General features: G+C 39.3%; 18 protein-coding genes and 1 other RNA gene. 7 read left to right on the top strand and 12 right to left on the bottom strand.

Annotated features, from left to right (window positions below):
- A partial coding sequence (locus tag ACEW8O_RS21835; protein ID WP_373496751.1) for a TCP-1/cpn60 chaperonin family protein occupies nt 1–202 on the bottom strand: 202 nt, incomplete at its 3' end.
- 41 nt (nt 203–243) lie between these two features.
- A complete protein-coding gene (gene groES / locus ACEW8O_RS21840) occupies nt 244–522 on the bottom strand; it encodes a co-chaperone GroES (RefSeq protein WP_373496752.1) in 279 nt (92 codons plus the stop codon).
- A gap of 216 nt (nt 523–738) precedes the next feature.
- Between groES and ACEW8O_RS21845 the strand changes: the two genes are divergently transcribed.
- The gene (locus ACEW8O_RS21845) at nt 739–1,446 is read left to right on the top strand and encodes a hypothetical protein (protein ID WP_373496753.1); all 708 of its coding nucleotides are present in this window, start codon (nt 739–741) and stop codon (nt 1,444–1,446) included.
- A 31-nt stretch (nt 1,447–1,477) separates the two neighbouring features.
- Here ACEW8O_RS21845 and secG read toward each other — a convergent pair whose 3' ends face one another.
- The 10 genes from secG to ffs all read right to left on the bottom strand — a co-directional run bounded on the left by secG (nt 1,478) and on the right by ffs (nt 9,668).
- Nucleotides 1,478–1,843, bottom strand: a complete 366-nt coding sequence (gene secG / locus ACEW8O_RS21850; RefSeq protein ID WP_373496754.1) for a preprotein translocase subunit SecG — start codon at nt 1,841–1,843, stop codon at nt 1,478–1,480.
- A gap of 10 nt (nt 1,844–1,853) precedes the next feature.
- Nucleotides 1,854–2,675 (bottom strand): hypothetical protein, encoded by an 822-nt coding sequence (locus ACEW8O_RS21855; protein ID WP_373496755.1) that lies wholly within the window; start codon nt 2,673–2,675, stop codon nt 1,854–1,856.
- Between the two features lie 36 nt (nt 2,676–2,711).
- Nucleotides 2,712–3,254 (bottom strand): LPS assembly lipoprotein LptE, encoded by a 543-nt coding sequence (gene lptE / locus ACEW8O_RS21860; protein WP_373496756.1) that lies wholly within the window; start codon nt 3,252–3,254, stop codon nt 2,712–2,714.
- Nucleotides 3,241–4,530: a sigma-54 interaction domain-containing protein gene (locus ACEW8O_RS21865; protein WP_373496757.1), complete on the bottom strand. Its 1,290-nt coding sequence runs from the start codon at nt 4,528–4,530 to the stop codon at nt 3,241–3,243. Before ACEW8O_RS21865 ends, lptE begins: the two co-directional genes overlap by 14 nt.
- A 16-nt stretch (nt 4,531–4,546) precedes the next feature.
- Nucleotides 4,547–6,007: a tRNA (N6-isopentenyl adenosine(37)-C2)-methylthiotransferase MiaB gene (gene miaB / locus ACEW8O_RS21870; RefSeq protein ID WP_373496758.1), complete on the bottom strand. Its 1,461-nt coding sequence runs from the start codon at nt 6,005–6,007 to the stop codon at nt 4,547–4,549.
- A gap of 151 nt (nt 6,008–6,158) precedes the next feature.
- Nucleotides 6,159–7,574 carry a S41 family peptidase gene (locus tag ACEW8O_RS21875; RefSeq protein ID WP_373496759.1) on the bottom strand — a complete coding sequence of 472 codons (1,416 nt, stop codon included), beginning with the start codon at nt 7,572–7,574 and terminating at the stop codon, nt 6,159–6,161.
- A gap of 99 nt (nt 7,575–7,673) precedes the next feature.
- The gene (locus tag ACEW8O_RS21880) at nt 7,674–8,384 is read right to left on the bottom strand and encodes a cell division ATP-binding protein FtsE (RefSeq protein WP_373496760.1); all 711 of its coding nucleotides are present in this window, start codon (nt 8,382–8,384) and stop codon (nt 7,674–7,676) included.
- A 1-nt stretch (nt 8,385) separates the two neighbouring features.
- On the bottom strand, nt 8,386–8,589 hold the full coding sequence (locus tag ACEW8O_RS21885; RefSeq protein WP_373496761.1) for a fructose-6-phosphate aldolase: 204 nt from the start codon (nt 8,587–8,589) through the stop codon (nt 8,386–8,388).
- Nucleotides 8,590–8,720: 131 nt separating this feature from the next.
- Complete coding sequence (fsa, locus tag ACEW8O_RS21890) at nt 8,721–9,380, bottom strand: fructose-6-phosphate aldolase (protein WP_373496762.1); 660 nt, start codon at nt 9,378–9,380, stop codon at nt 8,721–8,723.
- 201 nt (nt 9,381–9,581) lie between these two features.
- An RNA gene (gene ffs / locus ACEW8O_RS21895) (signal recognition particle sRNA small type) lies at nt 9,582–9,668 on the bottom strand.
- Between the two features lie 141 nt (nt 9,669–9,809).
- Here ffs and ACEW8O_RS21900 point away from each other — a divergent pair.
- From ACEW8O_RS21900 to ACEW8O_RS21925, 6 genes are all read left to right on the top strand, one after another.
- On the top strand, nt 9,810–10,112 hold the full coding sequence (locus tag ACEW8O_RS21900) for a hypothetical protein (protein WP_373496763.1): 303 nt from the start codon (nt 9,810–9,812) through the stop codon (nt 10,110–10,112).
- 162 nt (nt 10,113–10,274) lie between these two features.
- Entirely contained in the window at nt 10,275–11,090 is an 816-nt protein-coding gene (locus tag ACEW8O_RS21905; protein ID WP_373496764.1) for a polysaccharide biosynthesis/export family protein, read from the top strand.
- A 1-nt stretch (nt 11,091) separates the two neighbouring features.
- A complete protein-coding gene (locus ACEW8O_RS21910; protein WP_373496765.1) occupies nt 11,092–13,521 on the top strand; it encodes a GumC family protein in 2,430 nt (809 codons plus the stop codon).
- A 379-nt stretch (nt 13,522–13,900) separates the two neighbouring features.
- The gene (locus ACEW8O_RS21915; protein WP_373496766.1) at nt 13,901–15,043 is read left to right on the top strand and encodes a DegT/DnrJ/EryC1/StrS family aminotransferase; all 1,143 of its coding nucleotides are present in this window, start codon (nt 13,901–13,903) and stop codon (nt 15,041–15,043) included.
- On the top strand, nt 15,040–15,612 hold the full coding sequence (locus ACEW8O_RS21920; protein ID WP_373496767.1) for an acyltransferase: 573 nt from the start codon (nt 15,040–15,042) through the stop codon (nt 15,610–15,612). Before ACEW8O_RS21915 ends, ACEW8O_RS21920 begins: the two co-directional genes overlap by 4 nt.
- Nucleotides 15,613–15,803: 191 nt before the next feature.
- Nucleotides 15,804–16,262, top strand: a 459-nt coding sequence (locus tag ACEW8O_RS21925) for a Gfo/Idh/MocA family protein (protein WP_373496768.1), incomplete at its 3' end; no start/stop codon positions are given.

Consider the following 16,262-nt stretch of genomic DNA (forward strand, 5'->3'; position numbering starts at 1 on the left):
TATTTTCGATTGGCTCAGCCAATTCAATTTCTTTTGCTACGGTGACACCATCTTTAGTGATGGTCGGAGCACCGAATTTTTTGTCAATGATGACATTTCTTCCTTTTGGTCCAAGGGTTACTTTTACTGCGTCAGCAAGAGTGTCAACGCCTTTTTTCAATCTGTCTCTTGCAATAGTGTCGAAAAACAGTTCTTTAGCCATTTTTTTGTTTTTTTAGTTTTTTGATTGTTTAAAATAAATGATTAAAGGATAGCGAAGATGTCAGATTCTCTCATGATAAGATAATCGTGACCTTCTACCGAAAGCTCGGTTCCGGAGTACTTGCCGTATAGGACGGTATCACCTACTTTTACAGTCAAGGGTTCATCCTTTTTGCCGCCTCCAACTGCGATGACAGTACCTTTTTGAGGTTTTTCTTTTGCAGTATCAGGAATAAAAAGTCCTGATGCGGTTTTTTCTTCAGCTGCAGCAGGTTCTACCAGAACTCGGTCTGCTAGAGGTTTGATGTTCACTTTTGACATAGTTATTTAATTTTTAAGGTTAGTTACAAAATCTATACAGCCCTATTATCATTTCCTGTGCCAAAGAGGGATTGCCGAATTTAGCTGACATATAGTCGGGATGATTGAGCTAATACTGACAACAAATATTATTTTGGCTGAAAATCTTCTGTCAATTTTTCCCTGACACTTTTTTATTATGTCAGATTTGCTTAAATTTTTGCAAAGTATGTTCATATGAAAAATTTATCTGAAAACTGGATTACTGAAGGGTGGATTGACTTCGAATATAAGAAGTACCTTCTATTGGCTTATTTGGGTCACGTCGGGGCACAATTTAAAGAAGTAAAACTGTACCCTCCTTTGGCTGACCTCATCCAACATTACTCAAAACTTAAAAAGTTTGAAGAAAACAAGGAACAGATCAAAGCTGCATTTCCCAAACTCCTTCAAGGACCAAATTGGAATGAAATGAAAATGGATTTTAAACCTTTGGTCATGGATGATGAGATGATGAAACAACTGGAAGAAATCATCGCATTTTCCCTGCCTCAAATGAAAAACTACATCGAAGATGGCAAAAATATCTATGACTTTCTTGAACAGGAAATGGAAATTGAACCGATCGGGATTTCGCCCCTTTACCAGAAAGAGGGTTATGCTTTACTATCTTTTGATAATTCAAAAGAAATATACATTTACCGCTATAAGATAAATCTGTTTCAGAACAGCATCGATACATTTAAAGGTATCATGATGCAGCTGATTCTAAAAGTCCGTAGGTCATTGGTCAATACATTTGAACAGATTAAACTTGATTTGATCAAAACCTACGCAGAACTTCCTAACCCCGCAACATACAGTATCGTATGTCAGCATCAGATTCCTCTTGAGGAGAGTTTTGTGCCGATCAGTAAAAGAATTCTGCTAAAAAAGGTGGAATAAAAAAGCCCGGCTAGACCGGGCTTAATAATTTTTATTGATTGTCCTCTTCGGGATCTTCTTCATTTTCCTCTGTGGATTCTATGGGAAGAAGGCTTTCTGTTTCTCCTCCAAAAGAAGGTAAAATCTGTTTTCTTGCACTTTCTATATTGGGAGAACTGATCTGATCAGCTTCTGAGGTAGAGTAAAATGCTGAGGAGGAAAGTGACAATACCAAGATGGCGATGGATAGTACCCAAGTAGCTTTTTCAAGGATATTTCCTGTTTTGGTCACTCCCATAATCTGGGAAGCACCACCTCCGAAAGCTGCTCCGACACCGCCTTTGGAGTCCTGTGCCAGAATAACTAAGACCAACAACACGGCCAATATTACGATAACGCTGATAAGAAAGGTAAACATTTTGATGATTTTATAAATCCAATTCTTTAATTAAGTCCGCAAAGTAAGCGTTTTTATCCGGAAATTTCACCATTAATTTTTGATAAATTTCTTTGGCCTTTTGCTTTTTACCTTGCTTCACCAATAATTTGGCGTATGATTCAGAAAGCAAAGTAGGATGGAGATGAGTACTTTTTTCCGATAAATCATCCTGCTTTTGAAAATCTTCCATTTCTCTCAGTGTAGCAAGTTTGAATTCTTTCTTGCTGAAGGCTTTGATGATGTCAAGTTGTTTTTTCTTTTTTTCGTCAAGAATTTCCTTTTTCTCTTTCAGTTTGATGGTTTCGATCAACTCATCTTTACTTTTTCTCCTTTTCGGTTTTTGGGGTACTTCAGGTTTCTCTTTTGGGATTTCAGGGAATTTCGCCTTTTTCTTATTCAGGTCCTCACCAAGTTTTTTGAGTATATCAGCTCTTTCCTGAGGGCCGGTATCTTTTGAGGGTTCAGGAATCAATGATTTTTCAAAATCATCCAATGTAATAGATCTCAGACTATGTGGATTGGTAGACCTGAGACTCCCAAGATTTTCATCCAGTTTACTTTTCAAAAAACTGAAAGGAGTATCGGATTCAATGATAAGTTTGAGCCATGATCTGTCAGGACTGGTTACAGCCGACCAATGTAAAAGCTCCTTAGAAGTCCCTTTTGTTTTTTCATATTCGAATTTTGCCAATAGAACTTTAGGAATCTGAAAATATGGGAAGGTTTCATGCCATTTGATGAGATGGGTGATATCCTCTTTCTGAAGCTGACTGCCTTTTCTTAATATATCAATGAGTTGGTGTGTATTCACTGCTTTTATGTTGAATGGTTACCAATATAATCATTTTTACCAATTGGCGACTGTGGCGGTAAAAATGTCCTGAAGGATCTGATCGAATATTTCTTCGATCAGTTGACTCTCCACTTGAAGAATGGAAGTGGTCCTGGGGTCATAATCTTTAAAGAATGAAAAAGATTTTTTAAGGCTATATTCGTCCTCTACAGTATTTTCGTAATCTACCTCAACTGATATGGTCAGCCGCATCTGCCCGGCCCTGTCAGGAAGATTTGGATCCGGGCTGGTAACGGTGGCCTGGGGAGTAATAGTATATCTGTTTATCGAACCCGAGAACTGCAGGTGCCCGTTGTTTCTGACCAATTCAAGCTGTGTATTTCGCTGGTAAAACTCCTTGAGGGATTCTGTAAATAGCTGTTCCATATTTGCCGGCCCACCTCCGGAATCATTGAAGAAATTTTCAACTGAAAAGGTCTGGATAAGGTCATAATTGATATTGGTGCCTGTGAAGCTGTAGCTTATCGAGCAGGCATTCAATATCAGTCCCATGAGGGAAATGAAGACAGATTTTCCGATCCTCCTATTCAATGTCATATTGTTTGATTTTTCTATATAACGTCCTTTCAGAGATTCCGAGATCTTTGGCCGCATATTTTCTTTTGTTGTTGTGTTTTCTCAGTGCCCGGATGATCATCTCTTTTTCCTTTTTTTCCAAAGATAGTGAGTTGTCATCTTCCTCATGGATGATATCTTCGATAGACTCGTCATCATAATTATCCATATCCTCCTTGGCATGTTGCTGATGGTCCAACACTAACGGGAGATTTGAAGATGGTGTGGAAAGTTTTGAATCTTCAAATGACTTTGGTGCATCAAGATCATCAAAAAGGGTTTGATGCTTGTTCATGATATTAGAACTCAGGCTTCCTGTTTGGTAAGTTTCCAAGACCAGTTTTTTCAGATCATTCATGTCCTTTTTCATATCAAAAAGGACTTTATACAGAATTTCTCTTTCTGAGAAATCACTGAATTCCTGACTTCCTCCTGAATTGGCCAATAAGGCCGGAAGCCTTACCTGCTCTGCAGGCAAATATTTTTTCAGTGTAGCCCCGTCTATTTCTCTCTCATGTTCAAGTAGGGAAATCTGTTCGGCGATGTTTTTGAGCTGCCTGATATTTCCGGGAAAAGGGAATTTCATCAATGCATTTTTAGCATCTTCATCCAGGGAGATGGGTTTGATCTTATATTTTTCCGAAAAATCAGTCGTGAATTTTCTGAACAGCAAAGCCACATCCTCTCCACGTTCTCTCAACGGAGGTACATAAATAGGCACAGTATTCAGCCTGTAATAGAGATCTTCCCTGAATTCGCCTTTTTCGACAGCCTTGATCAGATTGACATTGGTGGCTGCAATGACACGGACACTGGTTTTTAAAACTTTTGAAGAACCGACTTTGATGAATTCCCCGTTTTCAAGCACTCTCAGTAATCTTGCCTGTGTACCTAGAGGCATTTCTCCGATTTCATCAAGAAAGATTGAACCACCATCTGTGACCTCAAAGTAACCCTTCCTGGCCTCATGCGCTCCTGTAAAGGATCCTTTTTCATGACCAAACAGTTCGGAATCAATCGTTCCTTCAGGGATGGCGCCACAGTTGATAGCAATGAACTTTCCATGTTTTCTCAAACTGAGGGAATGGATGATTTTGGAAAAGGATTCCTTACCGCTTCCACTTTCCCCCGTAATCAATACTGTCATCTCCGTAGGTGCAGCTTGCATGGCTACTTGAATGGCATGGTTCAAAAGAGGGCTGTTGCCGATTATAGCAAATCTTTGCTTAATACTTTGAATTTCCTGAGATGTGATCATTTTTGTAATGGGATTTTCAAGAAACAACTTCTCCAAATAATGTTGCTGCTGAACAGTCAGTGATTTTAACCTTTACATAATCACCTTTATCAAATTGATGGTTTGGAATGATGACAACCTTGTTGGCAGAATTTCTTCCTTTTAGTTGTTCCTCGGACCTTTTGGATGTTCCTTCTATCAGGATTTCCTGTATTTTGCCTACATCCAGATTATTTCTTTTCAATGAAATGGCATTTTGTTTTTCAATGATTTCTGCCAACCTTCTTTTTTTGATGATCAAAGGAATATCATCTTTATATTTTTTGGCCGCCAATGTGCCTGGTCGTTCAGAATAAAAGAACATATATGAAAAGTCGTATTGTACAATATCCATCAAAGTAAGGGTATCTTGATGTTCTTCCTCAGTTTCGGTACAGAAACCCGCAATCATGTCCGAAGAAATTCCGCATTCCAAACCGAGGATTTCCCTGATTTTGGAAACTCTTTCCAGATACCATTCCCTGTCGTAGGTTCTATTCATCATTTCCAACACTCGGGAATTGCCGCTTTGAACAGGAAGGTGGATGTATTTGCAGATGTTGTCATATTTTTTCATGGTAAACAACACTTCGTCAGTGATGTCTTTCGGATGAGAAGTCGAAAACCGTACCCTCAGTTGTGGGCTGACTTTTGCTACCATCTCGAGAAGATGGGCGAAATTGATAACGGCAGAAACTTCTTCTTCTTTTTTATTCAGCCTTGCTTTGTTGTTTTCTTCAGGGGACCATTTGTAACTGTCCACATTTTGACCTAAAAGTGTGACTTCTTTATATCCTTTAACAAAAAGATCTTTGGCCTCCTCTACTATGGAGTAGGGGTCACGGCTTCTTTCCCTTCCACGTGTGAATGGAACTACGCAGAAAGAGCACATATTGTCACAGCCCCTCATAATGGAAATAAATGCACTGACTCCATTGGAGTTAAGTCTGACCGGTGAAATGTCCGCATAAGTCTCTTCTCTGGAAAGGAAGGTGTTTACGCCTTTGTGTCCATCTTCGGCAGATGAGATCAGATTTGGAAGATCCCTGTAGGCGTCCGGTCCGACGACCACATCCACAATTTTCTCTTCCTCCAACAGCTTTTCTTTCAATCGCTCGGCCATGCAACCTAGCACACCTATGGTCATTTCCGGTTTTGACTTTTTTAGGGAATTGAATTGGCTTAGTCTTTTTCGGACGGTCAGTTCGGCTTTTTCCCTGATGGAACAGGTATTCAAAAAAATCACATCTGCCTCTTCAAAGTCAGAAGTTGTATCATAACCGTTTTCTTTCATGATGGATGCGACTATTTCCGAATCGGAAAAATTCATCTGACATCCATAGGATTCAATATATAGTTTTTTTGATTTTCCGGTATTTTCGTCACCGGTGGTTTTGAAATCACAGGCCTGTGCCTCCACCGGTGCAATAATATCTATATCCTTAATAATGTTTTCCATTCTACTCAAATCTTTGGAGATGCGAAATTAACAAAATACCGACAAAATGACAGACTTTATAGAAGCATTTATCAAAACTGAAAAATCCATAATCAAGCAATGGAGAATCCTTCTTTTACTTTTTTGCCCAAAAGGGAAAAAGGTGAATCAGTTAATTATTTAGCCTGAAATTGATTTTGGTCTGATCATCTATCAGCAAACCAAATCGGGTTTGTTGTTCAATAGAACTGCCCAAATTGATCCTGTCCAAAAACTCCTGCCTGGAATCGGGTGTTGTTGTTCCCATGATTTGGTCAATTGTCAATTTCAGGAGGTATTCATTGGTATCCCCAAATGGTAAAAGTACTTTTTGGGTTATTTCTTGACCTCCGATATTCGGTATAAATCCATTGGTGAAATCAGACTGACCATCCCGATTGGTATCCATAAAGACGATCGGAAGGATGCCATAATCATTTTCAGGATTATCCTCATCCTGTAATGGTATAGAGCCCACATTTTTCCCGACAGTCACATCGCCCACCAGAAATACGTCCATATAAGGTTTCAGGCCGTTGATTATCAATTCACTCGCTGAAGCAGTTCTGTCAGAAGTGATGATATAAATCCTATTATTGGTCAATATAGACCCGAGGTTCTCTGATTTGCTTCTGAAATTACTTTTGACATCTTTAAAATCATCCAGACTGCTTAAAAAACTATTGAATTTTCGCCTTGAAAAGACATCCGTGCTACTTACTCCCGGTGCAATCAAACTGGCCAAATTAATGGCACTGCTGACAAATCCACCGCTATTGTATCTGAAATCCAAAATCAAATGGTCAATTCCTTCAGACTTGAACCTGGCAAAAATTTGGTCCATCTGATCATCATACCTGGTGGGATGTCCCTGTACTCCGGGAGCAAAGAAGTGATAAACCAAATATCCTATTTTTTGGTCACCTACTATAAACAGCGTATCCAGAAAAGTTGGATTCTCTGAAATAACGGTAGTTGTTAGGTCAGCTTGGGGGATTGCTGCAAAATTATCTGTCGCAGGGTCATATCTGAACGGACTGACAGAATGGTTTTCGGATCTTGCTGACAATAATTCTCTGAAATTTTCTATTGTCAACCTGATTCCGTTGATCCTTTCGATTCGGTCTCCTCTTTTCAATCCGGCTGCCTCAGCAGGGCTTCCTTTTTTGATATAGGTAATAAAAGCCACTACATTGTTGTTGGTCGCACTCTCTCTTGCCAGCAAAATTTCGTACCCAGCCTCTTGGGATACCCCTTGCAAATTGTCGATCAATTCCTGATAATCAGGGAAAATTGCTGAAAACCTGTCAGTGGGCCTAAAAAGCAATGATTCAAAATATTTTTCCGGTTCAGATGATATGGCGATGGGCCTGCGCATATCGTCCAACCAAAAATAAACCTGATCCATGACAGCCTTTATCCAAGTATTGATTTTGACATCCCCTTCAAGGGGCAAAGTATCTTCTTTATCTTTGCAAGAAGAAAAAATTAAGATAAATAAAAACGAAATAAGAATGGTGGACGATAAGTTTTTTGTAATCCGCTTCATAAGACTGTATTTGAATTGTTTATGCCAGAATCCAGCATGGAAATATAAACGATAAAAGTATAAGTCTGTTTATTTGTGCTTGTAAATATAAAAAGAATCTCAATATGAAGTATTGATGGTAATGTCTGCAGTTTTGCTGTCAAGCAACAGACCCTTTTCACATTTGAGGACCCTGTATGGGTATTTACGGAGGAGATCATGGTTATGGGTGGCCATCAATATGGCTGTTCCTTCTTTGTTGATTTCCTGAAAAAGCTTAAAAATTCCATCGGCCACATCAGGGTCAAGGTTGCCTGTGGGTTCGTCAGCTAGTAAAATGGTGGGATTATTGATCAATGCCCGGGCTATAACTACCCGCTGTTGTTCACCGCCTGATAGTTGATGTGGCATTTTGGTAGCGGCATCACCCAATCCTACTTTCAAAAGGACTTCCACCATCCTGTTTTTCATTTTGGATTTGTCCTTCCATCCTGTGGCCCTCATGACGAAGAAAAGATTTTCGGCCACAGTTCTATCAGGAAAAAGTTGAAAATCCTGAAATACAATTCCTAATTTTCTTCTGAGATAAGGGACTTCATTTTTTTTGATTTTTTCCAGTTGAAAACCTACAATTTCGCCATGACCCATTTTGAAAGGAAGGTCGGCGTATAGGGTTTTGAGCAGAGAGCTTTTTCCACTTCCTGTTCTCCCGATCAGAAACACAAATTCGTCTATGTCAATGGTGAAATTTACATCCTGTAATACAGCGGTCAAACCCTGGAAAATAAAGGCCTCTGAAACTTTGATAATTGGTTCTCCTCCGATCTGCATGTTATATTTCCAACTTTTGAAGTTTTCCGAACGGCAATTCATTGATCAAAGCTTCCAATGCTTCTTCTTTTCCCTCAAGACCAAATTTCTCAATATTTTTCATAGGTCGGTCCGCCCTGAAATATGCAACAAGAACAAAATTCTCATCTCTAATCTGGATGTAATCGGGTATTTTGGCTTTTCCTTTTACTTTGATGATATACATGGAAAAAGTTTTTTGAGAATTTTTATTGACTTTGGGGGATAATGGAATCTTGTCACATTTGTATTGGAAATTAAACGAAGCAAGGAGTCGCTGAAGTATCTCCATTTTCCCTGCTTCGTTTTATAATGAGTTTATTTCCCTGCTGCCTTGGCATGATCGGCAAGAAACTGCGCCAATCCCGAATCAGTCAATGGATGCTTTAGAAGACCTGTGATAACTTTTAACGGACAGGTTACTACATCGGCGCCAACTTCGGCGCATTTGATCAAATGCATGGAATGTCTAACTGATGCAGCCAATACTTGCGTAGCTAATCCATAATTTGCGTAAATATTGACGATCTGTTCAATAAGCTCTATACCATCAAAAGATATATCATCCAACCTTCCGATAAATGGGGAAACAAACGATGCTCCTGCTTTTGCTGCCAAAATTGCCTGTCCAGCAGAAAATATCAAGGTACAATTGGTTCTTATCCCTTCATTGTGAAAATATTTGAGGGCCTTTACACCGTCTCTGATCATGGGGATTTTTACTACGATCTTGTCATCGATTTTGGCAAGTTCCTTACCTTCTCTGATCATCCCCTCATAATCCGTCGCAATTACTTCAGCACTGACATTGTCATCCACGATATCGCAGATAGCTTTATAATGGGCCAATACATTGGCCTCTCCGCTGATGCCTTCTTTGGCCATTAGAGATGGATTGGTGGTTACACCATCCAGAACACCAAGGTCATAAGCTTCTTTGATTTCATTGAGGTTGGCTGTGTCGATAAAGAATTTCATTATATATATAGGATTTATGGTTTAAGATATTGACAAAGTTAAATGAATAAAGGGGAATTGGAAGGTTATAGAATTGTAAAATTGGAAAAACTTATCCGCTACGCCACAGGCGCACAGGCGTGGCTAATCACAAAATTTGAAAATTATTCTGTATTAGAGCCAATTGAGGAAATCGAATGGATGGGCAGGTATGGAGAAAAAAAAGAAGCGGCATCGCACCGCTACGACCGCCTACCCTTGCTTCCTTCCGGACCTGGGGGATTTAGCAGGAGCTGGTCGTGCCGCTAGTCAGCAAAGGTATATCAAAAATCTTCCTTTACAAACCTTATAGCCCAAATACAGGTAAAAATTATATAATATACTCTCTGTAAGGTTAAACTACCTTGGCAATGTTTTTGCATATATTTTGTTGAAAAATAAAATAATATTATGAAAAAGTCACTCCTATTAATATCGACAGTCTTTTTGTTAGGTTCATGCGCGATTTTCGGACCTATCCCCGAGTTTTCCAAGGGTATGTCCGAAAGGAAATTTCTAAGACAAAATAGAGATGCAGTCCTAAGTGGAATAGATGGCGACGTCCTGACTTACAGGGTCAATAGAGGTGAAAGATTCTACGTCCTTGCGACATTTGAAAACAACAAATTGATTTCACTTGAAGAAAGGGAAGCTTTTCCGGCATGGATGGATAACAGGCCTGTAGATGGTAATGATAACAGAAGAGATTTTTAGGATTCAAGATGGATACCCCTTATATAAAAACCCGGCATTTTTAAATTCCGGGTTTTTTTGTCTGTTTTCGTTTTTAACAAGAAATATCGTTCTAGTCAATAATAAAATTATTTCACTAAGTTTACGATGTTTCATGCAACAACATTATTCCCATAATATGCCATGAGGAAATTCATTTCCTACCTTTATCTCGCTGTAATACCCATTATCGGTTTTTCTTGTATTCCCAATAAAAAGGTCATTTACTATCAAAATCTTGAAGGAAACAAAGCCATTGCTGACGGGGAACTGATTAGCTATGAATTGCCTGAATACCGGCTACAGTTCAATGATATCATAGATATTCAGATACAGACTGTGGAGGATATTCTTGAGAAGGGATTCTCGTCAAAGATTCAAAGCGAAAACAACAATGCGATTTTCGGGCAAATAGCACAGTCAGGTGGTGATGTTTATTATATGACCGGTTATACTGTCGATAAAAGCGGTTTTATAAGAATGCCTCTTTTAGGAGAACTGAAAGTCAATAATCTTACTTTGGATGAAGTACGTAAATTGGTGGAGAGAGAAATAGCTGCTTACGTTACCTCTGAAATCTTTGTCCGGGTAAAATTAGGAGGGATCAGGTTCTCATCTTTGGGTGAATTCAGAAGGCCCGGTAAATATGTTGTCCTTCAGGACAGATTGACCATATTTGAGGCGATAGCCCAAGCCGGTGATCTCACAGCAGTTGCCAAAAGAAATGAAGTATTATTGGTAAGACAGTACCCGGAAGGCACAAGATTACACCGGATCAACCTCAATGACAGACAGATTGTACAGTCACCGTTTTATTTTATTCAGCCCAATGATCAGATATATGCAGAACCAATAAGGGCCAGGCAAATAGGGGCAAGCGATAGTTCCGCCCAATCTGTCGCTCTGATAATTTCATCAATCACCGCAGCCACTTTGATATTAAGCATTATTTTAAGGTAATATGAATACAAATAACCCTTATCCGCTTTTTACTGACCCCTTCTTGCCTCCTCATGAAGATGATGTCGAGTTAAAAGTGGTGTTGTTCAATTACCTTAAATATTGGCCCTTTATTTTATTGAGTGCACTCATTTGCCTTTTTGCGGCCTTTTTGTTCAATAAATATGCATCGCCAATATACAAGGTTGAATCCTCAGTAATTGTTGCCGACGAACCACAGGCCTTGGGAGCTGATTTATTTGATGCTGTGGGTCTTTTGCCCATCAAGACCAATGTTGAAAATGAGATTGGAATCTTGAAGTCGTATTCATTGGCAGAGGAAGCAATTTCTGCCTTAGGACTTGATGTATTTTATTATACAGAGGATTATTTTATCAGTAAGCAGATTTATTCAAATCCCCCAATTTATGTCGATGTGGACTGGAACCATTTTCAAGCGGTATCGGGTAAAATCAGCATTGAGGCGATAGGCGATGAGCAGTTTGTCATTGACTGGGAAGCAAATGAGTATGATATTTTCAATCCTTCCGACCCTTTTTATAAAACCCTGGCTGAGGATCTTCCTGATTTTAAAGCTTCCTATATCTTTGGGGAGACAGTTGAAAATGAAATTTTGAAGATTAAAGTAGAGAATAAATCAGCGAAAAGAGGGGACAAAATATTAATTCAATTGATGGATACACCATCATTGGCACTTTTCCTAAGAGAAAAAATCAACGTAGCTCCTATCAACAAGCAGGCTTCTATATTGAATATTTCTTTGGAGACCCCAGTCAGAAAATTGGGAGAAGAATACCTCAACATGCTGATGGAGGTTTATCTTCAGAGAGAACTGAAAGAAAAAAACAGGGCAGCTGAGAATACCATCAGGTTTATAGAAGACCAATTAAGCGGTATTTCAGATTCCTTGGCCTTTTTTGAAGGAAACCTAGAAAGATATAGATCCCAAAACAGAACATTTAATCTCAGTCAGGAGGGTACGCAGATTTTCAGTCGCTTGCAGGAACTTGAAAAAGATAAATCCATGGCCGAGATCAATCTGAAATACTTTCAGAGTTTGCAGAATTATATTACCAATGACGATGTGCAGAACCTGATGGCTCCTTCCATATCAGGCAGCACAGATCCATTGCTCCAGAATTTGGTTGTAACATTGAGTGAATTACAGGCTGAGAAGTCACGGTTATCTTATAACTTCTCAGATCAAGCTCCAGCAATGAGAGAAATCAACAATCAAATCCGGAATAACAAAAAAGCTTTGCAGGAAAATGTCACTTCTTTCATACAGAACTCCAATACTTTTCTAACAGAAATAAATGCCCAGATCAGAAAAGTCGAAAGAGAAATCAATGTTTTACCTGAAACAGAAAGAAGGTTGCTGGGGATTCAGAGGAAATTTACCGTCAATGAAAACATTTATTTATACCTCCTGCAAAAAAGGGCCGAATCAGAAATTACCAGGGCTTCCAATATGCCCAAAAATGCCATTCTAGATTTTGCAAGAGCAGGTCAAAAACCCGTTTTCCCCCTAAAAATTATCAACCTGATCATCGGGTTCTCCATTGGGCTGTTTTTTTCAATTGGATATATTACTATCAGGGATTTTTTGAATACAAAGATTGAGGATCCAAAGGAACTTGAAAAACAGATTAAAACACCTTTGATAGGAATGATCGGCAGAAATCTGGGAAGTGACCCAAAGCCTGTTTTACATAATCCAAGGTCCTCGGTAACTGAATCTTTCAGGAACATAAGAGCTGATATGTCCTATTTGAGTCCAAACAAAGATCATTTGACCATACTCTTTACTTCAAGTATTTCGGGAGAGGGCAAGACTTTTGCATCGATCAATATGGCCTCTGTTTATTCTCTTTTAGGAAAAAAGACAATATTAATAGGGCTTGATCTCAGAAAGCCCAAGATTGCTGAAGAGTTTGGATTCAGCAATGATATCGGAATAAGTACCTGCCTGAGTAAAGGGATGCCATGGAAAGAGGTGGTCAAATCTACTCAGTATGACAATCTTGATGTTATTCTTTCAGGGCCTATTCCGCCCAATCCAGCTGAATTACTCTTGCAGGACAAGTTTTCACAGATTATGTCAGAAATAAAAAAGGAGTATGATGTAGTAATATTGGATTGTCCGCCTGCAGGTCTTGTCTCAGAGACCAAGGAGCTTTTCAACTTTTCTGATGTCAACTTTTATATTTTCCGACAGGGATTTTCACATAAAAGCCATATGCAGGTACTCAATAACCTCATTGAAAAAGGAGGGGTCAATAAAGTCTATGCCCTACTCAATGATGTACACATCGATAAAGGATACGGTTTTGGTTATGGATATGGCTACGGATATGGCTATTCCAGTCATTATGGCTACCATGACGAAATCGAGTTGCCTTGGTGGAAAAGAGCATTGAGGAGAAGGTGAGGGAGAGGCGAGATCCGAGAAGCGAGAGACGAGAAGCGAGATTTTAGAAACAAAGCCTGCCCCGAGTATCGGGGAGACAAGAGCCAAAAATCAAGAGGAGAGAGCCGAGATGAGAGAAGCGCGAATCGAGAGAAGTGAGACCTTCAATTAAGAGTGAAGGATAAAGCTTAAGGTAGGATTTGATTAATAAAAGTCCTGTACCGGAATTTGGGAGTGAATTTTGAATAATTTCTCCACCATGGTGGATTGAAAATTTAAGAGCTAGTGGTCTTGTATTGGTTCTTTAAGGCATGCAGGTCTATTTCTAAATCTAAATTCTAAAATCTAAAATCTTCCCTCACCCCTGTGGGTCAGGTGGCGAAGCTGTATAAAATTGAAAATGAAAACTGCTGAAATTAAGAAAATACAAATGGTTGATCTCCGGTCTCAGTATGAGAAAATCAAGCCTGAGATAGATGCAGCCATGCAGGAAGTGATCGATCAATCTGCTTTTATCAATGGTCCCCAGGTCAGGTTTTTTGCCGAGGAATTGCGCGAATATTTGGCTTGTAATTATGTAATAACATGTGGTAATGGCACAGACGGATTGCAGATTGCAATGATGGCATTGGGATTTAAACCCGGAGATGAAGTCATTGTTCCAGCTTTTACCTATGTCGCGGCCGTTGAAGCCATTGTGCTATTGGGACTAAAGCCTGTTTTTGTCGATGTCGATCCTTGGACCTATCAGATAGATGTTGATCAGATTGAAGAAAAAATTACAGATAAAACAGTTTGTATCATTCCAGTCCACTTATTTGGTCAGTGTGCTGATATGGAGAAAATCATGCAGTTGGAAGAGAAATATCAACTCAAAGTGCTGGAAGACGCTGCACAATCTATTGGGGCTGAATATATCTTTGAAGATGGTAAGAAAATGCAATCCGGAACAATAGGGGATATAGGGGTCACTTCATTTTTTCCTTCCAAAAACTTAGGTTGTTTCGGTGATGGAGGCGCAATGATGACCAATAATCCTGAGTTATCCGAAAAGATGAGGATGATCGCTAGCCATGGTCAGAAAAGAAAATACATCCATGATGCCATTGGGGTCAATTCAAGATTGGATACTGTGCAGGCTGCGGTTTTAAGGGTTAAATTAAAGTATCTGGATGGTTATATTAAGGAGAGAAATAAGGTAGCAGACAAATATGATGCAGCATTTAAGAACCATCCCAATCTACAAATCCCTGTTAGGATGAGGAATTCTTCCCACGTTTTTCACCAATATACTTTGAGGCTCAAAGATGTGGAAAGAGAATCCTTTTCAAAATATCTGGATGAAAAGGGAGTACCTACCATGGTTTATTATCCTATGCCCGTCCATCTTCAGGAAGCATACAAATTCTTAGGTTATAAATATGGCGATTTCCCGGTTTCAGAAGCATTGTGTCAGGATGTGATTTCCCTTCCCATGCATACCGAAATGGAGGAAGAACAACAGCCTTATATCATCAAATCGATAAACAGTTTTTTCGAATGAAGGATTATTTCGCCCACGAAACAGCTGTGATTGATGAAGGCTGTCAAATCGGAGAGGGGACCAAAATCTGGCATTTTTGCCATATCATGCCCAATTGTGTCATAGGAAGGAACTGTAATATTGGCCAGAATGTAGTTGTTTCACCGCAGGTTGTCTTAGGAGAAAATGTCAAGGTTCAGAACAACGTATCCATCTACACCGGAGTAACCTGTGAAGATGATGTTTTTCTGGGACCTTCCATGGTGTTTACCAATGTCACCAATCCAAGGTCAGCCATCAACAGGAGGGATCAATATACCAAAACCCATGTTGGTAAAGGCGCTACGATTGGGGCGAATGCCACTGTAGTTTGCGGCAATGATATCGGTGAATATGCTTTTATCGGTGCAGGTGCTGTCATTACCAAAGAAGTTCCACCATACGCTTTAGTTGTGGGCAATCCTGCAAGGCAGATAGGTTGGATGAGTGAATATGGTCATAAATTGGAGTTTGATAAGGAAGGTAAGGCTGTTTGTCCTGAATCGAGGGATTTGTATTTCCTGAGAAATGGTAAAGTTGAGAGACCTTAAAAGAGGTAGGTAGAAAAAGATGATTATTGATAAATTGTGGTGCCTTTAGGCATGCCCGTCCGGGAGGCGGGTACAACATATATTTTCTACCTAAAGACACTGCCTCTAAATCAAAATACCTTTTCTACCGATATTATGTCCCTAAAGAGACGAAATTAAAAACTAATTTTAAACCCTTCAAACGATATATATTGAAAAATTTTGCATTGATAGGTGCGGCGGGATTTATTGCCCCCAGGCATATGAAAGCGATTAAGGACACAGAGAATCAATTACTGGCAGCTTTTGACAAATTTGACTCTGTCGGAATTATGGACAGTTATTTTCCTAAAGCTGATTTTTTTACTGAGTTTGAGCGCTTTGACCGCTATGTAGAAAAGCTTAAAAGGTCAGAAAATAAAATTGATCTAGTCAGTGTTTGTTCCCCTAATTACCTGCACGATGCCCATATCCGGTTCGGTTTAAGGCTTGGTGCGGATATTATATGTGAAAAACCACTAGTATTGAATCCATGGAATATTGATGGGCTGAAGTTGGTAGAGGAAGAGTCAGGTGCCAGGATTTTCAATATCCTGCAACTTAGGCTTCATCCGGCCATTATTGCATTGAAAAAAAAGGTTGATCAAGGACCGAAAGACAAGATTTACGAT

Source organism: Aquiflexum sp. (assembly GCF_041749095.1).
Lineage (GTDB): Bacteria > Bacteroidota > Bacteroidia > Cytophagales > Cyclobacteriaceae > Aquiflexum.